Annotated in this window: 22 protein-coding genes and 1 pseudogene; 8 read left to right on the top strand and 15 right to left on the bottom strand. The window is 32.8% G+C overall.

Features of this window, described 5'->3' with window-relative positions:
• Positions 1–79: 79 nt before the first annotated feature.
• Entirely contained in the window at positions 80–1,123 is a 1,044-nt protein-coding gene (locus SOI85_RS08565; protein ID WP_320663973.1) for a chlorophyll a/b binding light-harvesting protein, read from the bottom strand.
• Between the two features lie 389 nt (positions 1,124–1,512).
• Positions 1,513–1,770 carry a hypothetical protein gene (locus tag SOI85_RS08560; protein WP_320663972.1) on the bottom strand — a complete coding sequence of 86 codons (258 nt, stop codon included), beginning with the start codon at positions 1,768–1,770 and terminating at the stop codon, positions 1,513–1,515.
• 74 nt (positions 1,771–1,844) lie between these two features.
• Here SOI85_RS08560 and SOI85_RS08555 point away from each other — a divergent pair, with 74 nt between their 5' ends.
• Complete coding sequence (locus SOI85_RS08555) at positions 1,845–2,027, top strand: Nif11 family protein (RefSeq protein WP_320663971.1); 183 nt, start codon at positions 1,845–1,847, stop codon at positions 2,025–2,027.
• A gap of 86 nt (positions 2,028–2,113) precedes the next feature.
• On the opposite strand, the gene SOI85_RS08550 is transcribed toward SOI85_RS08555, so the two are convergent.
• Complete coding sequence (locus tag SOI85_RS08550) at positions 2,114–3,190, bottom strand: chlorophyll a/b binding light-harvesting protein (RefSeq protein ID WP_320663970.1); 1,077 nt, start codon at positions 3,188–3,190, stop codon at positions 2,114–2,116.
• 353 nt (positions 3,191–3,543) lie between these two features.
• Positions 3,544–3,816: a DUF4090 family protein gene (locus SOI85_RS08545; RefSeq protein WP_320663969.1), complete on the bottom strand. Its 273-nt coding sequence runs from the start codon at positions 3,814–3,816 to the stop codon at positions 3,544–3,546.
• A gap of 589 nt (positions 3,817–4,405) precedes the next feature.
• On the opposite strand from SOI85_RS08545, the gene SOI85_RS08540 reads away from it, so the two are divergent.
• The gene (locus tag SOI85_RS08540) at positions 4,406–5,920 is read left to right on the top strand and encodes a cryptochrome/photolyase family protein (protein ID WP_320663968.1); all 1,515 of its coding nucleotides are present in this window, start codon (positions 4,406–4,408) and stop codon (positions 5,918–5,920) included.
• A 68-nt stretch (positions 5,921–5,988) separates the two neighbouring features.
• Here SOI85_RS08540 and SOI85_RS08535 read toward each other — a convergent pair whose 3' ends face one another.
• Entirely contained in the window at positions 5,989–6,522 is a 534-nt protein-coding gene (locus tag SOI85_RS08535) for a hypothetical protein (RefSeq protein WP_320663967.1), read from the bottom strand.
• A 261-nt stretch (positions 6,523–6,783) separates the two neighbouring features.
• On the opposite strand from SOI85_RS08535, the gene SOI85_RS08530 reads away from it, so the two are divergent.
• A complete protein-coding gene (locus SOI85_RS08530; RefSeq protein WP_320663966.1) occupies positions 6,784–7,140 on the top strand; it encodes a DUF1499 domain-containing protein in 357 nt (118 codons plus the stop codon).
• On the opposite strand, the gene SOI85_RS08525 is transcribed toward SOI85_RS08530, so the two are convergent.
• From SOI85_RS08525 to SOI85_RS08515, 3 genes are all read right to left on the bottom strand, one after another.
• Positions 7,141–7,584: a hypothetical protein gene (locus SOI85_RS08525; RefSeq protein WP_320663965.1), complete on the bottom strand. Its 444-nt coding sequence runs from the start codon at positions 7,582–7,584 to the stop codon at positions 7,141–7,143.
• A gap of 91 nt (positions 7,585–7,675) precedes the next feature.
• A complete protein-coding gene (locus SOI85_RS08520; RefSeq protein ID WP_320663964.1) occupies positions 7,676–8,386 on the bottom strand; it encodes a hypothetical protein in 711 nt (236 codons plus the stop codon).
• Positions 8,387–8,503: 117 nt separating this feature from the next.
• Positions 8,504–8,827 carry a hypothetical protein gene (locus tag SOI85_RS08515; protein ID WP_320663963.1) on the bottom strand — a complete coding sequence of 108 codons (324 nt, stop codon included), beginning with the start codon at positions 8,825–8,827 and terminating at the stop codon, positions 8,504–8,506.
• A gap of 108 nt (positions 8,828–8,935) precedes the next feature.
• On the opposite strand from SOI85_RS08515, the gene SOI85_RS08510 reads away from it, so the two are divergent.
• Positions 8,936–10,114: a DegT/DnrJ/EryC1/StrS family aminotransferase gene (locus tag SOI85_RS08510; protein WP_320663962.1), complete on the top strand. Its 1,179-nt coding sequence runs from the start codon at positions 8,936–8,938 to the stop codon at positions 10,112–10,114.
• A gap of 31 nt (positions 10,115–10,145) precedes the next feature.
• On the opposite strand, the gene SOI85_RS08505 is transcribed toward SOI85_RS08510, so the two are convergent.
• Both SOI85_RS08505 and SOI85_RS08500 read right to left on the bottom strand, forming a co-directional pair.
• The gene (locus SOI85_RS08505) at positions 10,146–10,403 is read right to left on the bottom strand and encodes a DUF1651 domain-containing protein (protein ID WP_320663961.1); all 258 of its coding nucleotides are present in this window, start codon (positions 10,401–10,403) and stop codon (positions 10,146–10,148) included.
• Positions 10,404–10,496: 93 nt separating this feature from the next.
• Positions 10,497–11,804, bottom strand: coding sequence for a divalent metal cation transporter (locus tag SOI85_RS08500; protein WP_320663960.1), 1,308 nt, complete (start codon positions 11,802–11,804; stop codon positions 10,497–10,499).
• A 626-nt stretch (positions 11,805–12,430) separates the two neighbouring features.
• Between SOI85_RS08500 and SOI85_RS08495 the strand changes: the two genes are divergently transcribed.
• Positions 12,431–12,598 carry a hypothetical protein gene (locus SOI85_RS08495; protein ID WP_320663959.1) on the top strand — a complete coding sequence of 56 codons (168 nt, stop codon included), beginning with the start codon at positions 12,431–12,433 and terminating at the stop codon, positions 12,596–12,598.
• A gap of 376 nt (positions 12,599–12,974) precedes the next feature.
• On the opposite strand, the pseudogene SOI85_RS08490 reads toward SOI85_RS08495, so the two are convergent.
• Positions 12,975–13,523: pseudogene (locus tag SOI85_RS08490) on the bottom strand (ammonium transporter).
• Between the two features lie 101 nt (positions 13,524–13,624).
• On the opposite strand from SOI85_RS08490, the gene SOI85_RS08485 reads away from it, so the two are divergent.
• Positions 13,625–14,461, top strand: a complete 837-nt coding sequence (locus SOI85_RS08485) for an A24 family peptidase (protein ID WP_320663958.1) — start codon at positions 13,625–13,627, stop codon at positions 14,459–14,461.
• A gap of 16 nt (positions 14,462–14,477) precedes the next feature.
• Here the strand turns inward: SOI85_RS08485 and SOI85_RS08480 are convergent, their stop codons facing one another.
• The 4 genes from SOI85_RS08480 to SOI85_RS08465 all read right to left on the bottom strand — a co-directional run bounded on the left by SOI85_RS08480 (position 14,478) and on the right by SOI85_RS08465 (position 16,781).
• On the bottom strand, positions 14,478–14,840 hold the full coding sequence (locus tag SOI85_RS08480) for a hypothetical protein (protein WP_320663957.1): 363 nt from the start codon (positions 14,838–14,840) through the stop codon (positions 14,478–14,480).
• 518 nt (positions 14,841–15,358) lie between these two features.
• Complete coding sequence (locus SOI85_RS08475) at positions 15,359–15,601, bottom strand: hypothetical protein (RefSeq protein ID WP_320663956.1); 243 nt, start codon at positions 15,599–15,601, stop codon at positions 15,359–15,361.
• Positions 15,602–15,720: 119 nt separating this feature from the next.
• Positions 15,721–16,083, bottom strand: coding sequence for a hypothetical protein (locus SOI85_RS08470; protein ID WP_320663955.1), 363 nt, complete (start codon positions 16,081–16,083; stop codon positions 15,721–15,723).
• 323 nt (positions 16,084–16,406) lie between these two features.
• Complete coding sequence (locus SOI85_RS08465; RefSeq protein ID WP_320663954.1) at positions 16,407–16,781, bottom strand: DUF2237 domain-containing protein; 375 nt, start codon at positions 16,779–16,781, stop codon at positions 16,407–16,409.
• A gap of 230 nt (positions 16,782–17,011) precedes the next feature.
• Here SOI85_RS08465 and SOI85_RS08460 point away from each other — a divergent pair, with 230 nt between their 5' ends.
• Positions 17,012–17,230 carry a DUF3721 domain-containing protein gene (locus SOI85_RS08460; RefSeq protein ID WP_320663953.1) on the top strand — a complete coding sequence of 73 codons (219 nt, stop codon included), beginning with the start codon at positions 17,012–17,014 and terminating at the stop codon, positions 17,228–17,230.
• A 6-nt stretch (positions 17,231–17,236) separates the two neighbouring features.
• Entirely contained in the window at positions 17,237–17,680 is a 444-nt protein-coding gene (locus SOI85_RS08455) for a hypothetical protein (RefSeq protein WP_320663952.1), read from the top strand.
• Positions 17,681–17,875 lie beyond the last annotated feature (195 nt).

The raw sequence follows: 17,875 nt of genomic DNA, 5'->3' as shown, positions 1-17,875 counted from the left end.
ATAGTTTTAAATAAGTTAAAGAAAAAGCCTCGTCACTGTATGACAAGGCTTTTTCTTTGTAGATCAAATTTAATCAAATCTATGCTGATTTAACGTTCAATGAACTAAGTACGTCTTTAAAATTAAAGCCCATAGATCTAAGAGCATGCCATAAATGACCTTGGATAAAGAAGAATCCAAAATAGTAATGGACGTTTGTTAAAGCAGCTCTTGTGCTATGACCAAAGAAAGCATTGCTATCAGAAAAATCTCCACTATCTATCCAATAAGGAGCAATAGTAAATTTCTGAATTAAAGGCTCTCCAAAAAACTCAGTTGGATAAACAGTTGTGTTCTGTGCACACCAAAATGCTGCAACAATTGCCATCCAACCTATGCCGGCTAGAGACCAAGATAAAACTGCTTCAGCAGATAGAAGCCCAGCACCTTTGTATTTAGTGTACTGGCCAGTTTTTTGAGCAATATGCAAAGCACCTCCACTTATTTGAAGAAATGCCAAAAATGCATGCCCTCCCATAACATCTTCGAGGCTATCTATTGATAAAAAATCAAATTGATGACTCCAGATAGCGTTCAAATTCAAGTTGTATTCAACCTGACGAATAGCATCTATTGCAGGGTCATAGATTCCATGAATTCTCGCCCATTCAACAAACCAAATGTTTGCTACCCCAAAGAAAAGGAGGTGATGGCCAAGAATAAAAGTTAAATTTTTGGGATTATCCCATTCGAGTTTAAACTTTCTAGCTTGCTTAACGTCACTTTCTTGCATATCTGAGCTGAAATACAGAGAGTGCAAAAGCCCTCCAGCCCCATAAACCATTGACGCTACAAGGTGAACAATTGCTACTGAAGCAACATTAGCCCCGGTCCATACAGATCCAGTTTCATCAAAACCAATACCTATAGAAGCGAGATGAGCTAAAAAAATCGAACTCTGATGACCCATAGAGATTGAAGGATCAAAACGTGCGAGTTCCCACAAAGTTGCTGCACCAGCAGCAAAAGCTATTAATCCAGTGTGAGCAGCATGAGCGGCGATAAACTTACCTGATCGGTTTGTTACCCCAGCATTTCCAGCCCACCAACCGTATGTAACGCTTGGATTTCCATAAGTCTGCATAAATTAGAAAGCGCAAGACTGCAATACTTAGTGAAGACTACAATCAATTTCCAATTAAGAAACAAAAGCTTTAGCAACCGTAAAAAGATTACTTAAAGTATTAAATTCAATCTTTTTGCAACAGTTTTTTTCTAAGGCAAGTTGGAAAAAATTGACAAGCTGAAAATTTTAAACGGTTTTATCGAAAGAATAAATTTATTTTGTTTAATTATGGTCAGAGTCAAATTTTCAAGTATTGAAAGGAATTCCACCAATATCAAATTCAACGAAATTGATATTCATTGCCCTAACTGGTGGGACCAAGCAGTTGCTAAAAACCAACTTGAATATATGAATATTGCGAGATAAGCCCAATTCATCCAAGCAGGGCGTGGTGTTTTGTTTTTCATTCAAATAGACTTATTCTTCTTCTGAGATTTTTCAGTTTCATTATTGATTTTTTTACCTTTGTCCCCATCAGGCTTAAAAACTTTTTTAGGCTTTCCTTCTATCGAATCATGTAATGCAGATAACTGCTCATAAATTGATCTCAAAGATGTCACTTCAGGAAGCAATCCATCATTACGTAAGTCTTCATCAAGATATCTGAGCTCCTCTCTGATAAACCGAAGAATAGTTTTAGCTTCGTCTTTTTTACTTGTGCCCACTATTTTAAATTTATTTTTCTAATAATAAACCTATAAAACTATTAAGTCATAAATCACCCATCAAATTGATCCAAATGTCAGAACAAGATCTCCAGAAATTCATCAAAAAAGTTAATAGTTTAAAAAAAATGATTGAGTCAATAGAAAAATCTGCCGAGAGAAAAGAACGATTAGCATCTTGTTCCAATCACCAGGAAGTAGTTGATCTTGCCAAATCTTGGGGATTTGAAATCGGAGAACGTTGGGGGGAGAAATAAATCTCTAAGTTTTCAATAAAAAAAAGAAGAATAAAAAAACCTCGCATTAATACGAGGTTTTTTTATTCTTGTCGTTCGAAGCTTAATTAACCTTCAAGCGTAACTCTTGCATTATCAAGGTTACTAATTGCTCTGGTAACACTTCTAAAGTCGAACCCTAAAGCGCGTATTGCGTGCCATAGGTGTCCTTGAATAAAGAAGAAGCCAAAGTAATAGTGAACGTTTGTTAGAGCAGCTCTAGTTGTATGTCCTAAGAATGAAGTGCAATCTGAAACATCTCCTGTATCAACCCAATAAGGAGAGATTCCAAATTTGAGGGCTAATGGCTCTCCATACCAAGCTTCAGGATAAACAGTTGTGTTCTGTGCACACCAAAATGCTGCAACAATTGCCATCCAACCTATGCCGGCTAGAGAGAAGGAAAGAATCCCTTCAGCTGATAGAACTTTCGAACCTTTGAATGTTGTGTATTCACCTAACAAGCCTGAGCCCATTTTTGTTGCAATGTGATGAGCACCACCAGCAATTTGAGCAAAAGCAAGGAAAGCGTGACCTCCCATAACATCTTCGAGGCTATCTATTGATAAAAAATCAAATTGATGACTCCAGATAGCGTTCAAATTCAAGTTGTATTCAACCTGACGAACAGCATCTATTGCAGGGTCATAGATTCCATGAATTCTCGCCCATTCAACAAACCAAATGTTTGCTACCCCAAAGAAAAGGAGGTGATGGCCAAGAATAAAAGTTTGATTATCAGGATTATTCCATTCGAGTTTGAACTTTTTAGTAGTAGGGACTGGGCCATCAGCCAAATCACCATCAAAAAGCAATGAGTGGGCAAGTGCTCCACCCGCATAAACCATTGAAGCAATCAAATGAACAACGGCTACAGAAACAACGTTCTCGCCAGTCCATACTCCTGCTTGATCAAAACCAATACCCATTGAAGCAAGATGGGCAAGGAAAATCGAACTTTGATGGCCCATTGCAATAGATGGGTCAAAGCGAGACATTTCCCAAATTGTGCTTGCACCGCAGGCGAAAGCAATTAAACCGGTATGAGCGGCGTGTGCTGCAATGAATTTCCCAGCACGATTGGTTACACCTGCATTACCAGCCCACCACCCATAGGTGACGTCTGGATTTCCGTAGGTTTGCATAAGTTAAAAGTTCACTCGCAAATCGATATAGAGATTACAGCTCTTTTTCAGCTTGCAAACCAAACATTTCAGCATCCTTAATGACTGATATAAATTACCGGTCTACTAGAAGCGATTTATGTTCACTAATGCAAGGTAGCAAACCAAGAAATAAATCTTATAAACCCTGTCATTGCAAATACTTATACTTATCTCTTAGGACATCGAACCTCTAAAAAAACCGCTTATATTTAAATTTTGAGTTTTCCTTCCAAAAGTTACAAGAAGTTAATTAGTTAATCAATTCAACATAAATGGGAAAGATTTTAATCAATTCATAATTTCAGTAGATGGATGATGATGGAATATTTTGCCTAGCCAAAGAAAAATCCAATTTCTTTAGATGAAAGGCCATCCCAACCGGCCTCTTTTAATCTTTGATCAAGACTCGACTGATCAAAGTGCTTGGAACCAGTGCGAACAATTCTATTTCGCATTGATTTTTTAACTCCGGTTCTTTTTCTTAGATTTTCCTTTTCCATAACCTCTTTGTAGAGAGTTAGCATTTTTTCGGGTATTGGAGATCCATCAAGATCTAAGCCAACTTTAATTGCTTGATCAATCGCATCGGGTCCTGAAAAAGCCATATCAGAAAAGTCTATAGATATAATTCTATTTAATCAGATTAGTCTTGATAAACCTTGTCATAAGTATGTGAAAGATTATATAGAACTATCATAAATACAATTAGTTGTTTAAAGATAGTTGAATCACAAGCTAGCCTAATTATTAAGTCTATCCAAAGCAAATAAGACTAAGATTGCTGTAAAGAAAGTACTTAATGCAGGAATAAACAAAGGGAACCATAAACTTTGGAATAAATTAAATGGTGCTTCAAAACCATTTAAAAAGGCTACAACTGAAAATATAAAGAAGAAAAATCCTAGAATTATTAGAAATAAGTTGGCAACAAGAAACTTATCTATGTAATCTTTAAATACTTTTGAAGTATTTTTCTCTTCCGGCATAAGGCAAATAATCTATTCATATATCCATGGTAATACTTAAATGAACATCAAACGAAAAAGGATAGAGGTATTTAATGATAAAACTCATTGAAAGTATAAAGAATCTCGACATTTAATTCGAGACTCGTACAATAAACCCAATTTCTAATTTATTAGCTATAACAAAGACTTGGTTCAAAACCAAATAATTTAGCCCTGTGTAATTCAAATGTCTTTCGAATGTGATCTTTTCTGGCATAGAAAAGATCTTAGGATAAGAGACAATATAGGACTACTCAAAGCTGCAGAAAAAACTAAATCTATCACTGGAGTCTATGTATTTGACCAGAAAATATTTAATCCATCAACCATGTCCACATCCAGGGCTTGGTTTATTCTTGAAAGCCTCAAAGAGCTTCAGCAAAGTTGGAGGAAGGCTGGAAGTGAGTTATTACTCTTAAAAGGGGATCCTATAAAAGTACTTCCAATACTTTGCAAAGCAGTTAATGCTAAAGCTATTACATGCAATAAAGATATTGATTTTTATTCAAGAGAACGAGATAGGGAATTAAAAGAAGTAATAAATCGGAATGGAGTAATATTTTATGAGTATTGGGATCATTTATTAATCGAACCCGGTGTCATAAAAACAAATACACATACAAATTTCAAAGTTTATACTCCTTTTTCATCAAAATGGAAGAAAGAGCTTATAAATAAAAAAAATGAAGTCAATCAAATATTTGTTGTTAATCAACCAAAAAATCTAATCAAGCTTGATCTAAAAATTCTTTTTAAAAAGAATTTCAAACTCTTTAACCAAGCCAACCTTTTAAAAGATATTCCACAAAAAATTTATAATATAGAAGCTAAAAAAGTATCCTTATGCCCTTGTAAGCCAGGGGAGGAAGGCGCAAATGAACAACTAAAGTTATTTTGTAGTTTATCTGAACTTGAGAATGAAATCAATATCAATAATAATTCGGGAATATATAAATATAATAGGAATCGAGATCTACCAATAATACAAGGAACTTCTTTTATAAGTGCAGCACTTTCAACTGGAACTTTAAGCCCAAGAGTAGCTTGGGAAGCAATGAATAATGCCAAGTCAATTGCTTTACATAGGAGGAATGAATTAGAAGTTATATCAGTAAATACTTGGGAGAAAGAATTAATTTGGAGAGAGTTTTATCAACATTGTCTATTTTTATTTCCTGAACTTGAAAAAGGTCCTTTTAGAAAGAAATGGAAAAATTTTCCTTGGGATAATAATACTAATAATTTTAATTCATGGATGGATGGATTAACTGGATATCCAATTGTAGATGCAGCAATGCGACAACTTAATACAACTGGTTGGATGCATAATCGCTGTAGGATGATTGTTGCTTCGTTTTTAGTTAAAGACCTGATTTGTGATTGGAGGATAGGAGAAAAATATTTCATGGAAAAACTAGTAGATGGCGATATTGCAGCTAATAATGGAGGATGGCAATGGAGCGCAAGCAGTGGAATGGACACAAAGCCTTTAAGGATTTTCAATCCATTAATACAAGCACGTAAATTCGATTCTGAAGCAAGATATATCAAAAAATGGTTGCCCGAGTTATCTCATGTAAACCCAAAAGATTTAATCAATTGCGAGATTCTGCCTATTGAGAGAAGAGGTTATCCAGCGCCAATTGTTAATCATAAAGAACAACAATCTCTTTTCAAAGATCTTTATTCAAATCTTACCTAGTAAAAGTATATTTAATGACTGTAAATGTATGAGTAAAAAATTTAAGTCTAGGAATGTATTTATAATGTTTACGCTACTTTTATATTGTCTGGGTGATTGTCATCTTGATAATCTCTTAAATCCTGCAGCAATTTCTTTGTTGCATCACAAAGATCATCTTCTGTGGCAGATATCCCCAATTTTTTCAACTTCTTTTCTAAGATCAGCATCACATCATCCTCCGCTTCAGAAAGCATTAAACCTTGGTCTTCTATTTTTTCATTAAGAGTTTCTATTGAGACCAAAGAAACAATCTGATCGATGGTTACTGGAGAATCAATTGCTTCATATGCAACGCCTCCGGAAATACAGTAATCAAAAGCATATACTTTAAATTCATTAGGGAAAGAGGCCCAAGAATTATCTTGAAGATCCTCAGCGTCCTCTGGTGTCAAAGCTTTCTCCTCGCAAAAAGAATATTTACAGTTTTCAAATTCTTCTCCCTGAGGAACATCTAAGTAAAAAGCTTCTTCATTTTCATCGAAAAAAGCTATCTTTGCTTCTGAAGACCTTACAAGCTTAGCCAATTTCCAATAATGGATAATCTGTTGTTTCTCAGACATCATCGATGCTCATAGTTCCTATAATTTTTAGGTCCTGTTTTATTGTTTGCCTACCTGATTGTTATTGATTTGCAATAAGCTAGCCATAAAAAACCTTTAGCGCTGATTCCTTAACTAGAAAGAAACAGGAAATCAGGAGATAAAGAGATCAAAAGAAAATTGAATCATTCATTATGGTTTAGAGTCTGCAACACTAGTATAAATCAAAAAAACAGAATGAGTAAATTACTAATATTAATAGTTTTCTGCTTAATTATATTTATGGAAGTGCCTGTTAAAACTACAGCTGCACAAAGTCAACTTAAAGAATGTATAACTCATTCTCATTGTATAAAAGAAATTTGGGTAGTTAATGACTCGAGAAAAGCTTTTGATGAAGCTATTAAAATAATAGAAGAAACTCCTAGAACTACAATTATTGAAAAGAATAATTATTACCTACATGCTGAAGCAAAAACAAGATGGATGAGATATATAGATGATCTTGAAATAATGCTAGTAGATAATAATATAGAGATTAGATCAGAGTCAAGGGTAGGAATTAGTGATAATGGAGTAAATAAAAATAGGGTTAATAATATTGGTCAAAAAATGACATTGATCGTTGACAGGTCATAATTAAACATAGAAGTCTAACTTATTATCATCTTCTTCATTAGGTAATTCAGCTCTTATATCATATCCAACTTTCAAACCGTAAACATCTGAAATTTTAATAATTAGCTGACCAAGGGCTGCACTCCAAGCCTCTTCGGTGCTTTCCCAAATCTTTTGACTCAGTTCCTTATTAAACTCAAGGTCGAGCTCCCTTCTGTGATCAATCTCAGAAACTTTTTTTAATCCTGACTCACTAAGTAGTGATTTAATTTTGTAATACCCCATAGTCATCATTTGCAATGCAAATTTCTGCTGCTCATCTTGATATTTTCTTAATGCCTCATCACGACATTTCTTTGCGAATTGTTCCGGAGATAGTTCCATCAGATAAAGTTGCAAGTCTTGCGATTGAAAAATTTTTTTAGTTAATACATATATTAACTGTTCTTCAATCAGTCGGTTCATATAGTATTTTATATATTCAAATTATTGTATTATTAATTAAAATCCTCAGTTTTAACGAGTTTAATATAGTTAATACGAAAAGATCAATAAGTTAAACTGAGTCTGGATAGTATTTCCGAAACTCCATCATTAATACTTTATTAACTAATTGATTTTTATTTAAACGGGAAATCTTAGGCACTCCCCTTAATAATCTTTTCAATTCAATATTTTTCTTTTTCATTAAAATATTTTTTCTTTCGTCAAATTTAATATTTTCTGATTCATTAGAAAAAGAGTTTACTGAATTTGAAATTAATCTACCATCTAGATCCTCAGTTTTTAAAGAAATCAAATTAGGCAAATCTTGTATAAATTCAATCAAGAGAAGGAATAATAGCAGTATATGTCTTAAAATTAAATCTGTATCAACCTTTGTAGCTTGAAAAATAATCAAGAGATCATAAACAAGATTATATTCTTGCTTGCTTCTATCAATTTTTGTATTTATCTCTATGTCACTTGTAACAATAACAACAGCTTCTTTGCTTGATTCAACAACAGCTTCTTTGCTTGATTCAACAACAGCTTCTTTGCTTGATTCAGTATAATCTTGATAAGTATTAAATATTATAGACCTTTCTTTTTTATATTTCATTATAAAATAAACTGATATTGCAAGTATTGAGAAAATAGTTACCGCAATAGCAATTAAAAACTCATTCCCAGAAAAAATGTTTGGAAAATAATTTTTTTCAAGAAGCTCTTCAGAATAAATTCTAGCTCCTTCTTCAGACCATCCAAGCACTTGAAGCTCTTCCACTCTATGGGAAAAATCTCTAGTCAAAACAACTATTCATTTCATTACTATTGTCCTTGAAAAATTTTATGTGTCTAATGAATTTTATTGATTGAAAGATCTTGCATTTTGATTCGCAGACTAGGGTTTAAGAAATTTCGTGCATTCATATATAGGCAAGCCTTTTATTTCTTGAGATTCAATACATTCATCGACTTTATCTAGATCTGATTTTTCAACAGGTTCTATAAATTCTTTTATCTTAATTTTATTTTTCAGATCAATCCCTTTAGAAGACTTTTCAAGGTTTAGTTCTGGCTTTTCCGGGCCTAGGTTCTTTTCGCCCAATTTTTGTTCTAATTTGTCTGTCTCAACTTTTGTAGAGCAACTGCTGAGGAGAATAGGAATTACTAAGAAAATCAATAAAAGTCGCATTTGTAATACTTCAATGGGCTTCCAAGACATTCTCTGTCCTTTAAGGGAGAAGTGCAAACAAATATCAAAGAAGAATATTTTCTAAAATAGCAATCCTTATACAAATTCATTACTGTATTAATTAGGCATACTTTACTAATGGAAATAAAAGAAATTTGCTGGGAAGCAGAATTGGATTTAAATTCTGTTAGCTCATCAGTTCAAGAAGCTCTTTATACTAAAAAACTGTTTAGATATCAATTTAAGAATGCTGATAGTCCTGTAAATATTCTAGAAAAAACCATATGTTCCTATGTAAATAGTTCTTTTGCTCTCGGGGTTTCTTCAGCGACAAACGCTATTTTCTTAGCTTTAAAAGCATCTGGAGTAAATTCCAATTCAAAAGTTCTCATACCGGCCTTCACATTTACAGCCGTACCTAGCGCTGTTGTTCAATGTGGAGCAGAGCCAGTACTTATAGATATAACAGAGGGTTATGTCATTGATCTAGTGGATTTAGAAGCAAAAATTATTTCCTCAGAAGCAAAATATCTTTTACTTTCTCATATGCGTGGACATTTATGTGACATGGATGAAGTAGTAAGAATATGCAAAAAACATAAGATAATCTTAATTGAAGATTCTGCACATGCTTTAGGAGTTACATGGAAAGGTAAGCATGCTGGTACATTTGGTATTGCTGGAGTTTACTCACTTCAATCATACAAAATAATTAATGCCGGGGAAGGAGGTGTTCTCGTAACTAACGACCCAGATATTTATTGGAAATCAGTTTTCATGTCAGGTTCTTATGAGAATAACTATCTTTTACATTCTTCTAAAGATCAGCAAATTGCAAAGCTTTATAAAAATCAGCTGCCCGTATTTAATGTAAGAATGAATAATTTAACAGCTGCTTTAGCAATACCTCAAGTCAATAATATTGAATCAACTATTACAAAGGTAAATAAAAATTATGATCGAATTGTAGAGAATCTTAAAGAAGATATTTTAATTACATTTAATAATAGTTCTGCAAATATAAGGCCAGTTAGAGACTCAGCTCAAATGCGAATTAATTTAGATGAATCTTCTAGAGATAGGCTTAAAGAAGAACTAAATAGATCTGGAATTCCTATAAGCTATTTTGGAGGAATAAATAACAGTAATGCCCGTCTATATCAAAACTGGAAATTCATCAATACAAGCAGTATAAAACTACCAAATACTAGAAAAAATCTATCTAAAGTATTTGATCTAAGACTTCCTCTTCACTTCTCAACTAAAAATATTGATATTGTTTCCAATACATTTTTAAAAGTATTAAAAGAGCTATAGGGACTAGAAACTTAGATTTTATATGTACAGTCTAAGCTACATTATGAGTTCTTATTTCAAATTTATTCCAGCCCTTATTTATTAATTCATGCCAAATTTTAATTGCTTCATTTTCTATAAATATTCTTCTAGATTTAAATTTATTTCTATTTCCATTGAAGGCTGACCATTTATCAAGGTAATATTTTTGTAAGTTATCGGGTGACATGGGATCTTTAATGAAAAGAACCAGTTGTTCTCCACAAGGAGAAACAAGCCAACCTGATGGCAATTCATCGACTATTTGCATCTTTATCATTTAAATAACATAATACAAATACTATTTGTCAAAAAGGGAAGTCAAGGAAAAGCAACAAAAATAGCTATAAAAAATTAATTAAGCCTAGGAAGAAAATCCCAATCCAAAGAATGAGTGCGCAATAAAAAGAACACTGAATAAACTTAAGAATAGTAAACCTGCCCAACATAAGCATCTCATGAAATAGTCATATCGATAATTTTTGTCTACTAAAGGGCTATTAATTGTATCCATTGCCATCCAAGCAAATACTGGGGCAGTAAGAAAACTACCTGTCATTGCAGTGAAAACAAAATCCTTAACTCCTATGCCCCCACTACGCGCGATCAAAAGGGCAATAAATGCAGCGAATATATGTAAAACAATCCACTTTTGCAAACGTTTTCTCTCAGGAATTGATTCTCCATGGCCTTGATCTTGACCAGATAAAAGTCCTTGTATTGAAGATATACTTCTGGGGTAGGCATCTAAACAAGTTAGTGTTGTGCTAAACATTGCAGCAAAAGATGCAGGGATAATAATCCACTTAGCCCAACCTCCAATAGATAAGGTATAAAGACGTATTAAGTTCTGAGCAAAAGAAACACCAGTACCAGAGATCATTAAATCACCACTTTTATACATTGTTAAAGCACCAAGAGCTACAAAGAATATTGCAGTTATTACAGTTATTACATAGCCAAGGTTAAAATCAAATTCTGCCTCTTCGATATTTGGCCTGTAATTAGTATCTTTTGATCTTGAAAACATCCAAAGAGAAGGCCAAACACATAATTCAACTGGACCAGGCATCCATCCCATTAAGGGAATCAAAAAAGATAAGTTAGAAAGCCTCCAAGGGCTAGGTTCAGTATTAATCCAACTATTATCAACAGCATCCAACGCCCCATTAGTTAACAATGATATGAGAGCAAATAATGTAAGAAGACCAAGTAAAAGAACCAATACTTTGGATATCCTGTCTAAGGCTTTATATTGACCTATTAATAGAATCAATCCACTTATAACTAGAACAGCTATTGATAAGTCCATAGCTGGGAATCTAGAAAATACTGGTATATTTGTTAATAAAACACCTGAGACGAAGCTAACAGCTGCAATTGTAAATGTTCCTGTAATTAAACTAACAATGAGATATATCGGTAAATAAAGAGGATTTCTTATTTTAAATCCCTCTAGGAGGGATAGCCCTGTAGCGGAAGTAAATCTTGTGCCTACTAGTAAAAAAGGATATTTTAATAAGTTAGTAATCAGTATTAACCCAATTAAGGAGAATCCAAACCTGGCTCCAGCTGTTGTTGAAGACATCAAGTGAGATCCACCAATACATGCTCCTGAAAGCAAGATCCCAGGCCCCAAGGTCTTCCTAATACCTCCTGAAGATAGTCTCATCTGCAAATATACTTTTATATATAATGACTATAGATAGAGCTAATGGAATTGACTAATTACATTTATAGATAAATAGACACAGGGACTAATAAAATTAAAAAGTCCTTTCTAAAAAATGGTTTATTGATATGAATGAAGAAGAAATGAGTTTTAGATATAAGGATATATTTACTTTATAGATAAAATACGAAAGGCTATCTATAAGTTATAAAGATTCTGCATATCAAAAATATTAAGAGTATTTATCAACTAAAAGACTTACTAACCTATAAGTGCATCAAGATCAAACATGAGAAAGGAATTGAGCATAGTCTTGACTAAAAAGCGCAGAAAGCCATATGTACAACAACTCCGAATGACAAATAATGGCTAAAGTATAATAGCAAAATATGTATTACACCTTAGTGTTTAGATATTCGCTAATATTAAATAATAGAGCCAAGAAAGAGAATAGAATTATGAATAGTAGATTACGCTAAACAAGCTAAAGCGTTATGGACTTACTAAAAAGTAATTTTATAAAACAACTAAAGTTCAAAGAAAAAATTAGATTGATAATTTTTACTAAGGCAAAGAACATTTGATACTTCGAACTCGTAAAGTAGCTCTGTTTCTATTGAAGGATTATGACAGGATTTGTTCTAGCTCTTGCTCACTCTGAATTAGGTATTAGTCATTTCACCTCAGACTTGATACTAGTTATTTCATTTGCTGTAGTGACAGCACTTCCAATGTCTTTACTAAGGCCGCATATAAAAGAGGAAGCTGTAAAGAGTTCAGTATTCGATAGATAATTTATTTTTATTAATTATGCTTATCTAACTTGAATAAACGAAGCTCAATTAAGCCTGCAAATTAGTTAGCACTGTGTTCGCTCAGGTGTCTAGAGCAAGTTTAGTGCTCTTACTTTATCAATATCAAACATTAGTGACTGTCTGAAATTAGCTCAAAGTCAACAAGAAGAAGACTTTGCGCAGCAAGGGCAATGAATAAAAAAGCCATACCAAAAATACGTCATAGTACTTGTGTACTATGACGTATTTTTGGTATGGGGTCAAATTATTCCTTGAAATTGAATAAATTTAAATTTTTGACTATTTATCCTTTTCAAGAAAACAAGTCGGCTAAATAAGTCTCAGAGAGAGTCGCGAAAGAAATATTAAAAATCAATTAACTTATCATCGGAGAACCTATCTTCTCTGAATAAGCCTCCTCTCCATGCTCATTCATATCTAAACCAATCTCTTCTTGAGCTTTTGTGAGCCTAAAGTCACATCCAAATTTCGTTAAGAGCAAAGCAATTAATAAAGTGTCCCCAGCAGAAATTCCATAAGCAATAATTACAGCCTCTAACTGACCAATGATTAAACCTATCCTCCCCTGATCTAAAAGAACTTCTGCGGCAGGGTAAGAAGAAATTAATTCAGCTTTAGCAAATACTCCTGCCAGCAATGCGCCAAAGGTTCCTCCTACTCCATGAACAGCAAAAGTATCTAGCGCATCATCGAATTTGAGCCTAACTTTTAACTTAACGGCCAAGAAGCAAAGAATAGATGTAATAAATCCAATAATCACTCATCTAGCTGGAGTAATTCCTACTAATCCAGCTACAGCTCCAGTTGCCATCTCAACAGCAGTAGCTTTTCCTGCTTTAAAATATTCAACGAGCGCCCAAGTGACCATACCTGCTGCAGCTAAAAAATGAGTCGTCTGATACATTTATGACTATTCTTCTTGAGCGGCCTATCAATGAGAATCATTAGTCAATCATATCTATTAATTCTCATATTATTAATCAGCACTTAGGACATTAGTTATAAATGAATAAATTAACAGGATACTTTATATTAATAGCTGGAGGTTTAATTGGTATTTATGTAGGAAAGTTTATCAATTTAATTTCATTTAGAAGGGCTAAGAATCAATCAGTTTCAAATATTTTTACGGGCTTAATAAGAAATAAAATATCTCTTAGCAGTAAAGAAATAGAAGATGGTGAAGTAAAGTTATTTGCTAAAGACAACGCAAAACGAACAAATAGGTTTATAAGATTGAATCCAGAATCTGTAGAAATTGCATGTTCTTGTATAGTTATGATCTCAAGCTTATATACTGAAAATGATATTTATAGAGATCCTCAATATATTAGAATTTTAGAAAGCTGGATAATAAGCTCTATTCTTATTTTTTTTACGATAATAGACCTGAAATATTTTTGGGTTCCAGAAACGGCATTTAGATTTGCTTTCTCATTAGCGATAGTACGCAATTTCTTCTACTCTATAAATACAAACTTTCTAAAAACAATAACGGCATTATCTAACTACTTAGTGGCTTCGCTTTTAGGATATGTTTCTTTTTTAATCATCGCATACATAGCGAAACATATAATAGGGAAAAAAGCATTGGGGGAAGGCGATATTAAACTTTCAGCTCTACTAGGAATGTTACTTGGATTAAAAGGCTGGCTAATTACTATAAGCCTGTCTTTTCTACTTTCATTTATTATTGTATTAACACTTATGGTAATTGGTAAATTAAAGATAGGCGAATATATACCATTTGCACCTTTCTTATGTTTATCGGCATTCTTAGTTTGGTTTACGAATAATGAATATTGGATTAATGGTATATACTCTTTCAATTCTATATGGTAACCCTAGCTATCTGTAATTAATAATATTTTTCCGACCTTCTCATTGCTCTTATTGCACCCTTATAATCGCCAGAATCATATTTGACCTTGCTTAAATTTTCTAATTGAATAATTATCTCTAATTTCTTGGTTTCATCTATCTTAGTTTTATAATCGTCTATTAAATTATATTTTACGTTATTGCAATTTAAATCCCTTATCAAGGATTTAAACTTCGATTTAAGATTAATTATATTTGAATTATCTGATATAAACTTTCTTGCTTTAAGCTTATCATCTATTGCACCCTTATAGTCTCCAGATTTATACTTTATTTCACTTGACTCTATTAAATCCTCTATCACTGACCAGAAGCCTTCTTTTTTGTTATCTATAGGCATGAATTTAAGGTACTGAAAGTAGATTCTCGTTACTTAAGTAAATCATATTGTTAATGCCCAGTGATAGAATAACTAGCTTTTAAATAGTTATAAGTTTAATTATATCTTAAAGGATGAATATTTAGGAAGTAAGCTTAAAGAGAAATTTATTTAATATTGACATATCCAATCATTGTATATAAAAGGGCCATTCACTTTGTGAATGGCCCTTTTATATATTAATAGGCTTAAAGCTATATAAACCTATTAATATAAAAACCTTTCAAGGCAGAAGTCAATAAGTTGTCGACAGATTTTAATCCCATTGAATCCTGACCGATTGGTAGATGCGACAATGGATCACCTCCTTTATGAAACTTTTCTATAATATAGCGAAAGTAGAGTTATTTTTCTAGGGGTGGGGTGGAAATGCTCTAAATGCGCAAGCAGTCTAAATACCCTATAAAGAAACTTAAATAGCAGTAATCAAAAATCTTAATCTATATAAAAATTTGAATTTAATTATATATTATTTCAAATCAATCAGTCTCTATCTTTTTACTGGCAATAGTGAAAAACCAAACTTGCTCCTTTAATTCATCATCTGCTAACCATTCCTTATATTCATTAGCAAAAGACAATCTATCCTTGCCCTCTAAGTCGTTAAGCCGTTCTAGGGCATAGTCTAAAGTAACCTCCAAAGACTTAAGTGCTTTGTTCTCTCTGGAAGACATACTGAAAGAGGCAATCGCTAAAGACATCTTAGCTGAAATAAAGTTCAAGAGAAGTTCTCAAATAATCAATTCAAATATACGTAATTAACAATACAATTTTCGCTAAAGCCAGCGTATGATTAGGCAAGTAATGCTTTTATGAATACATAACATTTATTTAAAAAGATTTAATAGCTGCAACTATTTATTACTATGTCTGTCATAAATTTATTTCCTCTTGAAGACTGCCAATCTGAATCGTTATTCTTAAATAGTCGCTTGTCACAATCTACTTGAAGAAGATATGGTTTTGCAAATGTTGTTTCGTTATTTTCAGGTGTAACCTCATCTAACCTTGTCAAAAATGAAAGTATTCCTTTTTTATACTTTATACTTTCTGTATCTATAAATTGTAATTTATCACTTGTTTGAGCGAGCTTTTCCCAGTTGACCGATTCAACGGAAGTTACAGCATCAAAAGGGTAGAAAAAATTAAGTAAGATTACACCTGCAATCAAAATCCTCTTTAAAAGTGCATTAAAGTAGTTCATTCTTCTTGCAAGATGAGACCTTCTTTACTAATCAAGCGATAAGCTTCATTAAAGTCATCTATATCTTCTTCTAAAGATACATAAGTTATCTTTTCTTCAATTTAAACTGGGAAGCATTGAGATCATCATCGATGAGTTCTTTTACCTAATAGAGCCTAAAATCTGAGAATGAAGCTTTAAAGCTTATAATACAACTAATTTTAGGCAATCAATGTGATAATTAAAAGTATTAGCATAAGATTGTTTTAATGTTTAGTTTCATAGCAAATAAATTAAAATAAATCAAAGAATTAATTGCTTAATTAATTATATATATTCTTTTATTATCTAACAATATTTTTATATTCAAATTCCTTTAATATTTCTAAATCTATAATCTCCAATGTACTAAAGTCTGTTGCTTCAAGGATTATCATTGGAGCTATCCCATCATCATAAGCTTCTTTCCATCTAGGCGCACATAGACACCAGCGATCACCTGATTTCAACCCTTTAAAGTCATATTGAGGCATAGGAGTAGATAAATCATTACCTTGTGCCTTACTATAAGAAAGAAATGAATCTGTCATAACAGCACAGACTGTATGCATACCTAGATCTCTAACGTCTGAACTACATGAACCATCTCTAAACCAACCTGTCATGGGATTGCAGTTACATAGCTGAAGAGGAGTCCCAAGAACATTTTTACTGTTCATATTTTTTTAATTTATTTAATACTAAGACTCTAATCAAACAAATGATAATGCAACAAGTAATATTTTAATTAAATTAATGATTTCAAATTATTAGTAGAAAAATCATAGAAAATCTACAATTAAAATATGCATAAAATATATAATAATCAGTTCAACGATAATAATCAGATTATTTTGAATTAGAGCCAATCCTAAAATTCCAGCTATCATAAAACTATTTGTTAGATCTCATGTACGTCAAAAAACTAATACTAATTCTTTCTACTGCATCACTTTTAATTAGTTGCGGCACTGCGTCAAAGGAAAGCGGTGTTCCGACTATTTTTGATACAAAAGGCGAGGCAGAAAAAGCTGCTAGAGATTTTGGCTGTACAGGTGCTCACAAAATGGGTGCCAAATGGATGCCATGCAAGGAGCATGGCATCCATGGCCATGGTTCCCACAAATAAAAACCTATGACTACACCCAATCAATCTAACCAACCACAATCAGAAGAAAGTTCTCATTGTGGTACTAGTCCAAAAAAAATTGCCTTTGGGATAGCACCTCTTGGCTTCATATCTATAGGAATTGTTCCCATGGGAATTATATCTATAGGGATAATTCCCATGGGAGTCGCATCACTTGGTGTCGTAGCTATGGGAGTAATTAATGCTTCAATAGTAGGCATGGGGATATTCTCTGCAGGAATAACTACGATGGGACTAAAAGTCTGGAGTCCCGAAGGAACCGCTCTACAGCAACAATTAAATAGTAAAGATATTTCAGAATCTAAAAATATATATGGCTACTATACGAGAGCCAAAGCTGAAGAAGAAGCTAAAAAGATTGGATGTTTAGGCGTTCACAAAATGGGAACCCTATGGATGCCCTGTGCAACACATGGCGCAAAGGAATAGCATATGAAATTCCTTTACACCTACACCAGCAGAAGTCATTTTATAATTTCAATCAATACTCTTTAATTTATTTAAGTAATTAATTGATTCAAATTCTTATTTAGTATTTCTTTTTAAAATCAAGATCCATGAAATTCCAGTTAACATAGGTGAAGGATCACTCATCAAAGGCGTTGTAAGAGTCATTTTGTTTCC

This window comes from Prochlorococcus sp. MIT 1223 (assembly GCF_034092465.1).
GTDB lineage: Bacteria > Cyanobacteriota > Cyanobacteriia > PCC-6307 > Cyanobiaceae > AG-402-N21.
This window is presented reverse-complemented; position numbering and strand designations above follow the sequence as displayed.